Origin of the sequence: Sorangium sp. So ce1504, from assembly GCF_051521635.1 — a bacterium.
GTDB lineage: Bacteria > Myxococcota_A > Polyangia > Polyangiales > Polyangiaceae > Sorangium > Sorangium cellulosum_B.
Window position 1 is genome coordinate 4,767,699 of sequence record NZ_CP150365.1, and the last position, 13,135, is coordinate 4,780,833.

A 13,135-nucleotide genomic window follows, 5' to 3' on the forward strand; every position below is an offset into this window, starting at 1 on the left:
ATCGAGGTCGAGGGGAAAAGCCGGAATGCGTGGCCGGGATTGTGCTCGGGTGGCCTGTTCGGGGCGCCTCGACGCCGGGGGCACGGAGGCCGATCAGCCCCCGACCTCGGCCACGAACCGGCTCACGTCGTCGCCGTCGCCCACGAGCAGCAGCGTGTCTCCGTCCCGGATCACGTAGTCCGGCGTGGGCGCCTCGAGCCGCGGCTTTTCGCCGGGCAGCTTGCTCTTGTGCGGCCGCACGCCGAGCACGTTGATCCGGTACCGCTGCCGGATCTTCGAGCCGGCGAGCGTCTGCCCGACGAGCGGCCCGTGCGCGTCCCAGGGCACCACGCGGTAGTGGCTGGCCAGGTCGAGCAGATCCTGGGCGAGCGGCGTGAGGATGTCGGCGCCGACGCGGCGGCCCATCTCGGTCTCGAGCTGGATCACGCGGGTGGCGCCCACGGCGCGCAGGATGTCGGCCTGGCGATCGGTGGCGGCGCGGGCGATCACCTCGCGCACGCGCATCCGGACCAGGGAGGCCACGCAGAGCACCGACGGCTCGAAGTGCTCGCCGAACGTCACGATCGCGGTCTCGGCGTACTGCGCGCCGATCCCCTCGAGCACCTTGTGCACCGTGGCGTCGCCGACGAAGGCGGCCGAGGTCTTGTCCTTGACCGCGTCGACCGCCTCGGGGTTGTTGTCGACCGCGATCACCTCCGCCCCGCTCTTCCACAGGGTCTCGACGATCGACGTACCGAACCGGCCGAGCCCGATGACGAGGACGCTCTTCGATCTCATGGTCCGGTATCGCGCGCCGCCTCCTGACGGCGCCGCGCCGCGAACGTCTCACGGATCCGCGGCCAGCGCCACAGATCGGAGGAACGGGCGGTGGACCCCGGGCCCGGAGCGCTCCCATCTCCAACGCCGGCGAGCACCCCCGGCATCGAGCAGGCGTCCCCGGCCGGGGCGGAGGCGACCAGCGCGGCGCTCACCCGATGCCGACGCGCTCCTCCGGCAGCCGGTAGCTCCGCGCCCTCGCCTGGTTGGCGAGCGCCAGCGCCAGCGTCAGCGGACCGATGCGGCCGATGAACATCGCCAAGGTGATGACCACCTTCCCCGGCGCGCTCAGCGACGGCGTGACGTTCGCCGACAGCCCGACCGTGGCGAACGCGCTGACCGTCTCCAGCGCGAGGCCCATCGGGTCGTGCGGCTCCAGGGCGAGCATGATCAGCAAGAACCCCGAGACGAGCACCACGCTGAGGAACGCGACCCCCAGGGCGCGGCGCGCCGTGGCCGCCGGGAGGGTCCTGCCGAGCAGGCGCGGCGTCTCCTCGCCGCGCAGCTCGGCGCGCAGCACCGCGAACAGCGCGGCGACGGTCGTGACCTTGACCCCGCCCGCGGTCGAGCCCGGCGCGCCGCCGACGAACATCAGCATGCAGGTGAGCATCCACGTCGCCGGGCCCATGAGGCCCAGATCGATCGTGTTGAAGCCCGCCGTCCGCGTCATGGCCGACTGGAAGATGCTCGCCAGCACCGTCACGGGCCACGAGAGGTCCCCCATCGATCGGCGCCGCTCGAGCAGCAAGAAGCCCGCGGCCCCGGCCACGAGCAGCACCGCGGTCGTGATCAGGACGACCCGGCTGTGCAGCGACAGCCGCGGCGGCCGCTCGCCGCGGAGCCGGAGCCTGAGCCGGCGCAGGAGCTCGTCGTGCACCGGGAAGCCGAGGCCCCCCAGGATCACGAGCGCCATCACCACGCCGCAGACCGCGGGCGAGCCGACCAGCGGGACGAGCCCCCCGCTGAACAGCGAGAAGCCCGCGTTGCAGAACGCGCTGACCGCGTGGAAGACGGCCGCCCAGAGGTGATCGCCGGCGCCGGAGAGGGGCTCCCCGGCGACGGGCCCGGAGACGATCTCGTGGTGGGGCAGGAAGCAGAACAGCAGGGCGAGCGCGCCCACCGCCTCGATGCCGAGCGTGAACAGGACGATCGCGGCGATGCTGCGGCGGAGGCGGGCGAACGACTCGGCGTCGATCATCTCGGCCATCACGGCCGCGTCGCGGAGCCTGAGCCTCCTGCCGGCGAGGATGGCGAAGAACGTCGAGAGCACCATGATCCCGAGCCCGCCGATCTGGATCAGGAGGAGCAGGACCGCCTGGCCGAACGGCGTGTACGTCTCGGCGACGTTGTGCACGGCGAGCCCGGTCACGCACACCGCGCTCGCGGACATGAACAGGCCGTCGATGAACGAGGCGTCGGCGATGTCCCGGAGCGACTGCGGCAGGGTGAGCAGGAAGCTGCCGATCAGCGTGGCGACCCCGAACGACACGGCCATGAGCCGCGCCGGGTGCTCCGCGGCGGTGGCGAGGAGCCGCTCGATCGGCCGGCGCCCGAGCAGCCCGCCGATGGCCACGAAGAACGCGAGCGCGGTGTACGCGCGGTAGAGCACGGCGCCGCGGTTCCCCGGGTCGTCGGCCGGCTGCCAGACGAGGAGCCACTTCTCGCCGATGCACGCGAGCAGCAGGCTGAACGCGAGCAGGAACAGCGCGAGCCGAGGCCGCCTGGCCTCGATCCTCGCGCCCGGGAGCGCCCTGCGCAGGCGATCGAGCCAAACCACGGCCGCGACCCACGCTGGAACGAGCAGCGTCTCCAGCGCGGTCAGCGCCATCGAGGCGCGCGGGGTGATCGCGAGCGCCAGGTCGATCCCGAGGAGGATAGCGCTGCCGACCAGCAGCGGCGCCGGCCGCATCCACGCGGCGCGCGGCCTGGGCGCGACCGCGGGCGCGCTGGCGGCCGCGGAGGGCGGCGGCGGCACGGACTGCGCGACCAGCGAGGCGACCGTCAGCGAGGGCTCCGCGCGATCGCCGCGATTGCCGGGCAGGTCGGCCCGCGGCCAGGACGAGGGGGGAGGTGATGGATCCACGCGCAGCATTCACGCCGCCGCGCTGGGGGATGTCAACGTCCGCTCCGGCCGCGCGACGAGCGGCCAGCCGCTCAGTAGAGCGCGTCCTGGTGCTGCCACCGCTCCGAGATCCACGCCTTCACGTAAGCTATCTCCTCCTCGTACGTCGTGAAGTCGTCGCGCCCGCTCCAGCCCTCGTAGCTCCGGTACGCCTCGCCCCACTTCGCCTCGTCCCGGCGCGCGCTCGCATCGATGCGCGCCACGTAGCCGTCCACGATCGCCTGGATCTCGGCGTCTCCGAGCGCGCCGCGCAGGACCTCTCCGTAGCGGGCGCGCAGCGGATCGCCGATCGAGGGCTCCTCCAGGAGGCGCTGGAAGAGGAGATTCGCGTCGAGGTACTCGACGCGCGTCGAGGCCGTCTGGCGCTCCGTCTGCCACGTCTGGCCGAAGCTCGCGTTGAAGTCCCACGGCGCATAGCGGAACACGCCGCCTGAGGTCGGATCGTGGTAGTGGTAGCTGTTCTTTCCTGCCGAGTCGTCGGCCATGATGAACGTGACGAAGATCCACCAGTCCTCGTAATCGCGCAGGTCGATCCGCGACCCGATCTCGGCGGCGAACGCGGCCTCTTCGGACGTGGCGACGAAGCTCACGAGCTCCTCCAGGTCCGCGAACGCCTCCGGCTCGCCCTCCGGCGGCGTCCCCTCTTTCTTCTCGAAGCCGTCGTGCAGCGTCTCCTTTGGCTCGTCGCCGTGCGCGGTCAGCGCGAAGTTCGCGTCGTGGCTGACCGCTTTGTAGAGGTTGCCGTCCTGCGAGTACCCGTGGTCCTCCATCAGGTAGCCGTTGACGTGATCGGCCACGGTGTAGAGCCCCGCGTACTGCCCGTCGAGGTACACCACAGCGCTGTACGTCTTGATCTGGATGTGCTCCGGATCGAGGCGGTTCCAGAGGTCGTACGCAAGGCGCTGCCGGACATAGGAGTTGTCGTCGAACGTCGTGATGAGCACGACCTTGCGGCGATCGGTGAACCCGCCGGCCTCGTCGGGCTCGTTGAACTTGTCTTCCTTGGGGAACTTGAGGGTGAAGCTGTTCTTCGGATACCCGAGCGAGCTCTCGCCGCGGAGCTCCGCCTCGGCGGTGTACGTGCGGCCGCGGTAGACCACCGTGGCCGGCGCGTACTCCTTCGCCTCGGGGGTCGGCGAGAGGAAGAGCACCGGCAGGCCGTACTCCTCGGGATAACGGGCCGGATCGACGACAGGCACGTTCGACGGATCGGCCCAGTCGTCGGCGACGCCGATCTTGACGCGCCCGACCTCGGACGTCTGCGCGACGCGGATCTCGATCTCGTAGACGGCGGCCTGGTCGAGCCCGGGTGAGAACGTCACCTCGCGCGCGACCGGGTCATAGGTGGCGCCGTCGGGGAGCGGGCCGACCTCGATCGCGCCGTCGGGGAGCGCGAGGCCGGTCGCGCACGCCACGGGGAACGTCACGGTCTCGCCCTCGAGGAGCCAGTGCGGCCCGCCGCCCGACGGCTCGCAGCGCGACCCCTCGGGGCCGGGCGACTCGCCGGAGCAGCCGGCACCTTGCAAGGATCCCAGGACCAGGGCCGTCGCCAGCGGCAGGAGAAGGCGGGGGTTGCGCATGCTGGCGATCCTAGCCGAGCGCGCACGGCTCGGCCCCCCGTGCCGGATGTGCGCTGGCATCCGCACGCGCGCCGACACGCGCCTCTCCGTTCTCACGTCGCCGCCGCTCGAGGACCGCCGCCGTCCTCGTCGAGCTCGGCCCTTGACACACCGCCGACTGGCTATTAAACAATCGTTTGAAACGGTCGATTGATAGGAGCTCTCGCGGAGATGCGGCTCCTGAGCCGGCCAAGACGACAGGAGGCGTGGGATGACGAGGGGCGAAGCTGTGCGCAGGGCACGGAGCGCGGTGGTGTTCGTGCTCGGGGCGGTGGGGACGATGGGGTGTGGGGGCGACGGGGAGGCGCCCGCGTCGCCGGGGCCGGAGGTGACGTGGTACCGGGACATCCAGCCGCTCGTGGAGCGCTCGTGCGCCTCCTGCCATGACGGCGCGGGCGTCGGCGGGGTGGCGCTGACGGACGCGGCGACGGCGCGGCGGCTGGCCGCGCTCATGTCGCTGCGGGTGAGCGCGGGGGACATGCCGCCGCCGGTGCTGGACCCGAGCTGCCGCAGCTACGAAGGCGCGGAGAGGATGAGCCTCAGTCAAGAGGAGCGCCTCCTCTTCGAGGCATGGGCGCGCGACGGCGCTCCGCTCGGCGATCCGGTCGATTCGCCGCCGCCGCGGGGCCGGGCGGACAGCATCGAGGTGCCCGACGCCACGCTCGAGATGCCCGAGGAGCACGACGTCTCCCTCGACGACGACGGCAACGAGTACTTCTGCACGATCGTCGACAACCCCTTCTCCGAGCCGGCCTGGATCACGGCGTTCGAGGCGGAGGTCGGCAATCCGGCCGTGGTGCACCACATGGCCGTGTACCGGGATCTCGGCGGCGACGCGGGCATCGGTTATGGCGTCGCGCCGGGGACGCGCGCATTCCCGTGCCGCGATCCGGTCATCGAGCTCGACTGGCAGCTGCTCCACAGCTGGGCGCCCGGCGTCGGGGTGACGCGGCTGCCGGAGGGCGCCGGGGTCCGCGTCGAGCCCGGCGAGCAGCTCGTGATGCAGATGCACTATTTCGGGCGCAGGAACTCGAGCGCGCGCGATCGGTCCGGCTACCGCCTGGAGCTCTCGCGCGAGGCGCCTCGCGCCGAGGTCTACATGGATGTGTTCGGCCCGGTCCCCTTCACGATCCCCGCGGGCGCCGAGGCGCACACCGAGCAGAGCTCCGCGCCGAACGAGGGCCCGCCGCTGCTCGTGTACGGCGTCATGCCGCACATGCACGTGCTCGGCCGCTCCTACCGGGCCTGGATCGAGCGCGACGGCGGAGCGAGCGAGTGCGCAGCGCGCGGCGAGTTCGAGTTCCACCACCAGGCGCTCTACATGTTCGACGAGCCGATGCGCTGGGGGACCGGGGATCGCTTCGTCACCGAGTGCACATGGGACAACACGGTGGACAGCGAGGGGCAGTTCTCCCTCCCGCCAGAGGACGTGCCCTGGGGGGAAGGGACGAATCAGGAGATGTGCTTCATGATCGCCTATCTGTCGAAGGAGTGAGCTCCGGCGAGGCGGCGCTTACAGGTCCATGATCTCGACGTGATCCGACTCGGATGCCTCCTCCGTGATGCGCAAGAGTCCATCGAGCAGGTGGCCGAAGACGTCGTCGAGGCTGTCGCCGCATGGCGCGCCGAGCAGCGGCACCGAGTCCCCCCAGTCCGTGACGAGCATCGTCTCGATCTCCTCCGGCGGCGGCCAGCGCAGGCTGAGGACCGAGCGGGTCCGGCCGCTGATCGCCAGGTCGTCGATCGGGCGGCCCGCGAGCTCGGCCCGCGCGCGCCTGAGCTCGTCGTGGAGCCTTCGCGCAGGGAGCACCACGCGTTGCCCGCCCAGCGCCGCGGCGGCGCCGTGGATCGTCGCGAACTCCGCGCTCGGCCGCCCGTCCTCGAGGTGGTGCTGGATGCTGTCGCGCATCAGCGCATACACGATCCAGCGCTGCTCGATCCACCCCTTCGGCCCGGAGAAGGACAGGCTCATGACAGAATTTCTAGCCTGCTCATTGTTTGAGATCAAAATAATTTGGGCCGGGCGTGCCGGTCTGGCCAACGCGCTCAGCCCCGGGGGCCCGAGAACACGCCCGCGATCGAGCGCAGCTCCGCGGGCCCTGGCCGGGGCGCGCGCGGTCTTGTCGCCGCGCGCGAAGCGCTCGATGGCCCGCTCGAGCGCCGCCAGCGGGGAGTGGACGCAGCGCTCCAGGGCGACCCTCAGGGCTCCTGCTCGCCGTCGCTCCCCCCGCCGAACCAGCGCTGGAGCGTCCGCCGATCGACGCCGAGCAGGGCCGCCGCCCGCTGCTTCTTGCCGCCCACGCGCCGCAGGACGACCTGCGCGTACTCGCGCTGGAGCTCGTCGAGCGTCATCAGCCGATCCGCGGCGGCATCGAGGAAATCCGGCGCGCCCCGCCGCGCGCGCACGCCCTCGGGGAGGTCGTCCGGGGAGATCCGCGCGCCGTCGCAGAGCGCCGCCGCCCGCTCGATCGCGTTCTCCAGCTCGCGGACGTTGCCGGGCCAGTCGTACGCGAGCAGGCGCTTCACCGCCGCGCCCGAGAACCCGGCGATCGGCTTGCCCGCGTTCGCGGCCGCGCGGGCCAGGAAGTGCTCGGCGAGCGGCAGGATGTCGTCCGTGCGGTGCCTGAGCGACGGGATCGCGATCTCGATCACCGCGAGCCGGTAGAAGAGGTCCTCGCGGAAGCTGCGCTCGGCGACCGCCGCGCGCAGATCGCGGTTCGTCGCCGCGATGACGCGCACGTCGACGGGCTCCGACGACGCCGAGCCGACCGGGCGGACCTCCCGCTCCTGGAGCACCCGCAGGAGCTTCGCCTGGAGCGGGAGCGCGAGCTCGCCCACCTCGTCGAGGAACAACGTCCCGCCGTCGGCCTCCTGGAACATCCCGGGCCGGTCGCTGCGCGCGTCCGTGTAGGCGCCCTTGCGCACCCCGAAGAGCTCCGCCTCGATGAGCGACTCCGGGATCGCCGCGCAGTTGACCGCCACGAACTTCCTCCCGCGACGCCGGCTCTCGCCGTGGAGCGCGCGCGCCACGAGCTCCTTGCCGCTCCCGCTCGGGCCGCTCACGAGGACCGTCGCGCGGCTGTCGGCCACGCGCCGCACGAGCGCGATCACCTCCTCGATCGCCCGGCTGCGCCCGATCATGCCCGCGATCGAGAACCGCTGCGCGACCTCCGAGCGGAGCTCGGTCAGCTCGACAGTCATCGCCCGCTGCCCGAGCGCCCGCTCCATGCGGAGCGCCATGTCCGCGGGCTGGAACGGCTTCGGCAGGTAGTCGAACGCGCCGGCGCGCATGGCGCGGACCGCGGTGTCGATCGAGCCGAACGCGGTCATGGCGATGATCGCCGTCCGGGGGTCGAAGCGCGCGATCCGCTCGATGAGCTCGATCCCGTCCATCTCGGGCATGCGCACGTCGGTCACGACGAGGTCGAACTCCCGCTCTTCGAGCAGCGGGAGCGCGAGCAGCGGCGCGGTCAGCGTCGCCGGCTCGTGGCCCATGTCGCGGGCGATGTCGGCCACGAGCTTCACCATCTCGAGCTCATCGTCGACGATGAGCACCTTCGCGCGGGCGCTCACGATCGAGCCTCCGCGCGCGCGGGCAGCGGCGCGGACGCGCCGCGCGGCAGGGTGACGCGGAAGCAAGCGCCGCCGTGGTCCGTCGGGACGAGCTCGACCGAGCCGCCCGCCTCGCGCACGATCCCCTCGACGATCGCCAGGCCGAGGCCGGTGCCGCCGCGATCGCCCTTCGACGTGAAGAACGCCTCGAAGATGTGCTCGGCGACCTCGGGAGGGATCCCGGGCCCGCGGTCCTCGACCTCGATGGCCGCCTTGCGGGCGTCGACAGTCTGGAGCCGCACCGTGATCTCGCCCCCGCGAGGTTGCGCCTGCGCCGCGTTCAGGCACAGGTTGAACGCCACCTGGAACAGGTGGTCCGCGTCGAGCACCGCGTGCAGCGGCGCCCCGTCGTGCTCGATCCGGGTCGCGACCCCGCGCTGCCGGCACTCCGGCCCGAGGAACGCGAGCACCTCGCGCGCGACCTGGGCCACGTCGCTCCCGCGGCCGAGGAGCCTCGGTGGCCGGGCGACCGAGAGCAGCCGCGCCACCACGCGAGAGATGCGCTCGGATTGCGTCGCGATCGTCTCCAGCTCGCCGCGGGCCGGCTCGGGCCACCCGGGCTGGTCGGCGAGGCGGCGGGCGCGCGCCAGGATGACGCTGAGCGGGGAGCCAATCTCGTGGCCGATCGAGGCGACCACCTGCCCGACGGCCGACAGCGCGTGCGCCTGCTGCAGCTTCCGCTCGACGGCGGCGCGGGCGGCCTGCTCCTGCTCCAGGCGGGCGCGCGCCTCGGTGAGCGAGGCCGTCATCGCGTTGAACGCCCGCGCGAGCCGCCGGAGCTCCTCGGCGCCCGCCTCGGGCACCGTCACCTCGAGCTCCCCCCGCGCCACCCGCTCGACGCCCGCCACGATCGCGCCGGCCGGGCGCCCGACCGTCGCCCGGCTCGCGAACGCGGCTATCAACGCGACGGCGGCGAGCAGCGCGGCCCCGGCGAGCGCCAGGCCCCGGTTCGAGCTCCGCGCGAAGGCGTCCAGGTAGCGGAGCTCCCGGACGACGACGGCGACGACCGACAGACCCCGCTGCGAGAACGTGACCGTGCGGACGAGCGCCGGCCCTCCGCCGAGCGTCCGCTCCTCCTCGATCTCCGCGCCCGTCGCGAGCGCGCGCCGCGCCAGCGCCGCGAGCTCGGCCGACTCGCCGGCGATGGGATCCGTCACGAGGATCGGGCCCCCGCGCTCGTCGAACGCCGCGATCCCGAGGATGCGATCGGCCTGCGCGAGCCGCTCGATGCGCTGCTTGAGCAGCGCGACCTGGCCGCGCTCGACGGCCCCGCCGATCGCCGCCTCGACCAGGCTCGCGTGGTGGCGCAGCTCGGCCGACGCCTGGTTGCGGAGGAACTGGTGCCGCGTCGTGTGGATCGCCGCCCCGTAGAGCGCAACGGCGAGGACGATCGGCACGAGCAGCATGAGCCAGAGCTGGAGCGTCAGCCCCATCGCGCTCCGTTCCCCTAGGTTGTGCACGGCCATGCGATCCATTGTCCCAGATGCGACACGATGTCGCACCTCATGGGGCCTCGCAGGTGGAGCCCGGCATGCTGCGCGGCTCCGGCGCGCAGCCCGCGGCTGCAGGGCCGCCGACGGCGGCGAGGAGGCGGCGGAGCGGCGCGAAAGCCGTCTTTTTCTTCATGCGCCGGCAATCAGCAACTCCCAAGCCACGTGGGCACGGATGCTGCTCCACCGCGGCCAGGCTGCCCTCGCCCGAGGGCCTCTCCGCGCAGGGCGCCCGGAACGGCTCCTGCGATCCATCCACGGCCGCTCGCCGCCTGCGCACCGGCGCGCGCGGGGCTCTCGCTCTGGAAAACGACGTGATCCCGGATTCCCTCATCAAGCGATGTTTCCCGGCGTTCGTCGGCGGGATGATCATCGTCGCGGCGTACCAGCAGGCGTCCGGGATCTCGTACCTGGTGGAAGAAGCGTGGCTGTCCGGGCTGCCGCCGGCGCGGCCGCAACCGCGGTCACAGCCGCGGCCCCTCCTGGACGACGGCGATCACACGACCAGCGCGGCAGCCATCGTGGCGCGGAACCCGTTCGACTCGGTGACAGGGCCCCTCACGCCGAAGCCCGCCAGCCAGGAGGAGGACGAGGCGTCCGCCGTGGGCGCCGATCCTCTGCTGGATCCGATCTGCGAGGGCGCGCGCGTCCTCTTGATCGCCGCCTCGGAGGATCCCTCCTGGTCCTTCGCCACGATCGCAGCCGGGCGAGGGGAGCCGCTCCTGCGCCGGGAGGGCGACGCGGTCGAGGGCCGCTCGGTCGTCGCGATCGGCTGGGATCGTGTCTGGCTCGCCGAGCCGGGGGCGCGGTGTCAGGTCCGCATCGGCGACAACCGGGGCGCGCCGCGCGCGACGCCCGCGCCACCGCCCGCGGCGCCGCGGCCGAAGCGCGGCGCGCTCCCGCCGGAGATCGCGTCGAAGATCCGGAAGGTGAGCGACCGCGAGTTCGTGGTCGACCGGACGGCGATCGATCTGGTCCTGGAGAAGCAGGGGGAGCTCATGCGCTCCGCGCGGATCGTGCCTGCGCGGGAGGGGGAGCGCGTGGTCGGCGTCCGCCTCGCCCGCGTCGCGCCCGACTCGCTGCTGACCGCGGTCGGCCTGCGCAAGGGGGACACGATCCGCTCGATCAACGGCTTCGACATGACCGATCCGCAGAGCGCGCTTCAAGCCTACGCCCGGCTGCGCTCGGCGAACAACCTCGCGATTTCCCTCCAGCGGGGGGGAAAGGACATGACGATCGATCTCCGGATCCAGTGAGGCGCGGCTCACCCACTGCGCGGCGTGCCATCGATGAACAGGAGATCTCCGTAAAGACAGAGGACGCGGCAAAACGGTGGCTGGAGGCGCTCGGCCCGGCGGGCGAGCGCGCGTCCTTCAGTTCACCACGCGAGCGCGGTAGGCAAGCGGTCCCTGGGTCGAGCTCACCCTGCGGCTCTTGGAGCTGAAGGGAGAGCTCCTCGGGAGCGGCGCCGCGTCACCACCAGATTCGCCGGTGTTTGCGGCGGGAGCGTATCGCCACCGCCGCCACGGCCCTCACGGCGATCACGGCGGCTGCCACGCGCGCGGCTGGCCCTGCGCGCGCGGCGGCTCGCAGGCGATCACGGCAGCGCTCTCCGCCTATTTTCGCTCGTTCGGCGGAGAGATCGAGGTGGGGCGGCGCGTCGTGTCCGTCGACGAGCTGCCGGCGGGTACTGCCATGTTCCTCACGGGGGGATGCTGGACATGACCGCGGCGATCGAGGCCCAGATCGAGCGCTTTGCCCCCGGCTTCCGGGACCGCATCCTCGGCCGGAGCGCCCCCGTCAGGCTCTTACGATCTCGCGCGGGGCGCGGCGCCCGACGCCCCGAGGGGCTCGCCTCGGCTTCGCGGCGGCTGCGCTCGCGCGGGCCAGGCGCTTCGGCTCGTAGCCGATGAGGCGCGCCGAGTTGAACACGACGAGGAGCGTGCTCAGGTTGTGGAGCACCGCCGCGATGAGCGGGTTGAGCGCGCCCATCGCCCCGACCACCAGGCCCCCTGCGTTGACGCCCAGCGCGATGCCGTAGTTCTGGCGGATAACATTGAGCGCCTGGCGGCTGAGGCGCAGCGTTGTGACGACACCGCCGATGTTGTCGGCCGCCAGCGCGATGTCCGCCGCCTCGATGGCGACATCGGAGCCGGCCGTGCCCATGGCGATCCCCACGTCGGCCAGCGCGAGCGCCGGCGCGTCATTGATGCCGTCGCCCACCATCGCGACGCGGAGCCCCTTCGCCTTCAGCTCTCGAATCCACGCATACTTCTGCTCGGGCAGCAGCTGGGCCCGCCACTCCGTGAGCCCCACGGCGCCGGCGACCGCGCGGGCTGATTCCTCCATGTCCCCGGTCAACATCGCGAGCCGCTGGACGCCTTCGCGACGGAGCTCCGCCAGCGATGACGCCACGTCCGGACGGATCTTGTCGCGCACGCCGATGAGCCCGATCAGTCGGCCCTGGTGGGCCACGTACATCTCGGTCTCGCCCTCGGCCGCGTGCTCGGCGTAAAGCGCCTCGGCCTCGGCGGATACCGCGATGTCGAACTGCTGCATGAGCCGGCGGTTGCCCTCCCTGCCGCGACTCGCGCGCGGCCGCCTGCTGTTCCCGCCACCGCCGGTACACCTCGGGCTCCAGCGGGGGAGACGTGAGGGCGGCACGGAGCTTCGCCTCGATCGCGGCCCGGGTGAGCCCGGGGTCGCAGCGCAGCAGCAGCCGCCCTGTCACCGGATTGGCGTAAACGTTTTTGAGGCCGGCTTCCTTTTGAAGCGCGATCTCCACGGCTGCCGCATGGCGGGGATGGTTCTTCAGGCCGGGCGCCTCCCACCGCATCCGCCCCTCGATCGCGGAGCGCAGGTGCAAGCGCGCTCTGCGCTTCGTGCTCGGAGAGCCCGGGCTCTCGCCGACAACAAGAAGACTCATGCGCTTGCCCGCTCGTGCGCGTGGGCATGAGCGTGAGCGTACTCATCGCGCGCGAAGCCGCAGAAGAGCTCGGGCAGCCGGTACATCCGAAAATCCATGGCAGCCCTCACGATGCCGTCGAACACGCAGCGCGCCTCGCGGTCGAAGCCGTAGCGGCGCAGCCCCGAGACGATCAGGGCGTTGTCGTGCGGCCACACGGTCCCGCGGTGATAGGATATCGGGTTGTAGCCCTGCTCGTCCGCTGCGAGCGTGCGGATACCCCAGCCCGAATACATGCTCTCCGAGAGCAGCCTCTCCGCGGTCGTCCTCGCCCTCGCCGGCTCGGCGATGCCGGCCCACAGCGCGTGGCCCGCATTCGACGAGCAGACCTCGGCGCGGCGGCCGCCTGGGGGGACAGGAGGTGACCATCGCGCATCCGGAGCTCGGGGTTCGAGAGCTGGAAGGTGCCTGCATGGCCCGCTTCCGCCTCCGGCCGGATGCCGTCGAGTTCGATGCAATCTGCTCCGGGGCCTGGCCGCGGCCGGCGCTCGCTCTCCGGGTCACGTTGCAC

General features: G+C 72.2%; 11 protein-coding genes. 3 read left to right on the plus strand and 8 right to left on the minus strand.

The annotated features are described in order from the left end of the window. Positions 1-93: 93 nt before the first annotated feature. The 3 genes from WMF39_RS17920 to WMF39_RS17930 form a co-directional block, all read right to left on the minus strand. Positions 94-777 carry a potassium channel family protein gene (locus WMF39_RS17920; protein ID WP_437746700.1) on the minus strand — a complete coding sequence of 228 codons (684 nt, stop codon included), beginning with the start codon at positions 775-777 and terminating at the stop codon, positions 94-96. Positions 778-967: 190 nt separating this feature from the next. After that, positions 968-2,908 carry a TrkH family potassium uptake protein gene (locus WMF39_RS17925; protein ID WP_437746701.1) on the minus strand — a complete coding sequence of 647 codons (1,941 nt, stop codon included), beginning with the start codon at positions 2,906-2,908 and terminating at the stop codon, positions 968-970. Between the two features lie 62 nt (positions 2,909-2,970). Next, the gene (locus WMF39_RS17930; protein WP_437746702.1) at positions 2,971-4,518 is read right to left on the minus strand and encodes a CotH kinase family protein; all 1,548 of its coding nucleotides are present in this window, start codon (positions 4,516-4,518) and stop codon (positions 2,971-2,973) included. A 250-nt stretch (positions 4,519-4,768) separates the two neighbouring features. On the opposite strand from WMF39_RS17930, the gene WMF39_RS17935 reads away from it, so the two are divergent. Further along, positions 4,769-6,052 carry a hypothetical protein gene (locus WMF39_RS17935; protein WP_437746703.1) on the plus strand — a complete coding sequence of 428 codons (1,284 nt, stop codon included), beginning with the start codon at positions 4,769-4,771 and terminating at the stop codon, positions 6,050-6,052. An 18-nt stretch (positions 6,053-6,070) separates the two neighbouring features. Here WMF39_RS17935 and WMF39_RS17940 read toward each other — a convergent pair whose 3' ends face one another. The 3 genes from WMF39_RS17940 to WMF39_RS17950 all read right to left on the minus strand — a co-directional run bounded on the left by WMF39_RS17940 (position 6,071) and on the right by WMF39_RS17950 (position 9,635). Beyond that, positions 6,071-6,529, minus strand: coding sequence for a hypothetical protein (locus tag WMF39_RS17940; RefSeq protein WP_437746704.1), 459 nt, complete (start codon positions 6,527-6,529; stop codon positions 6,071-6,073). Between the two features lie 227 nt (positions 6,530-6,756). Continuing rightward, positions 6,757-8,130, minus strand: coding sequence for a sigma-54-dependent transcriptional regulator (locus WMF39_RS17945; protein ID WP_437746705.1), 1,374 nt, complete (start codon positions 8,128-8,130; stop codon positions 6,757-6,759). Next, positions 8,127-9,635 carry a sensor histidine kinase gene (locus WMF39_RS17950; protein WP_437746706.1) on the minus strand — a complete coding sequence of 503 codons (1,509 nt, stop codon included), beginning with the start codon at positions 9,633-9,635 and terminating at the stop codon, positions 8,127-8,129. Before WMF39_RS17950 ends, WMF39_RS17945 begins: the two co-directional genes overlap by 4 nt. Positions 9,636-9,973: 338 nt before the next feature. Here WMF39_RS17950 and gspC point away from each other — a divergent pair, with 338 nt between their 5' ends. Together gspC and WMF39_RS17960 are read left to right on the plus strand one after the other, a co-directional pair. After that, positions 9,974-10,915 (plus strand): type II secretion system protein GspC, encoded by a 942-nt coding sequence (gene gspC / locus WMF39_RS17955; RefSeq protein ID WP_437746707.1) that lies wholly within the window; start codon positions 9,974-9,976, stop codon positions 10,913-10,915. A 178-nt stretch (positions 10,916-11,093) separates the two neighbouring features. Continuing rightward, a complete protein-coding gene (locus WMF39_RS17960; protein ID WP_437746708.1) occupies positions 11,094-11,384 on the plus strand; it encodes a hypothetical protein in 291 nt (96 codons plus the stop codon). Between the two features lie 75 nt (positions 11,385-11,459). Here WMF39_RS17960 and WMF39_RS17965 read toward each other — a convergent pair whose 3' ends face one another. Continuing rightward, on the minus strand, positions 11,460-12,323 hold the full coding sequence (locus tag WMF39_RS17965) for a heavy metal translocating P-type ATPase (protein ID WP_437746709.1): 864 nt from the start codon (positions 12,321-12,323) through the stop codon (positions 11,460-11,462). A 258-nt stretch (positions 12,324-12,581) separates the two neighbouring features. Next, a complete protein-coding gene (locus tag WMF39_RS17970; RefSeq protein ID WP_437746710.1) occupies positions 12,582-13,082 on the minus strand; it encodes an amylo-alpha-1,6-glucosidase in 501 nt (166 codons plus the stop codon). Positions 13,083-13,135: the final 53 nt, after the last annotated feature.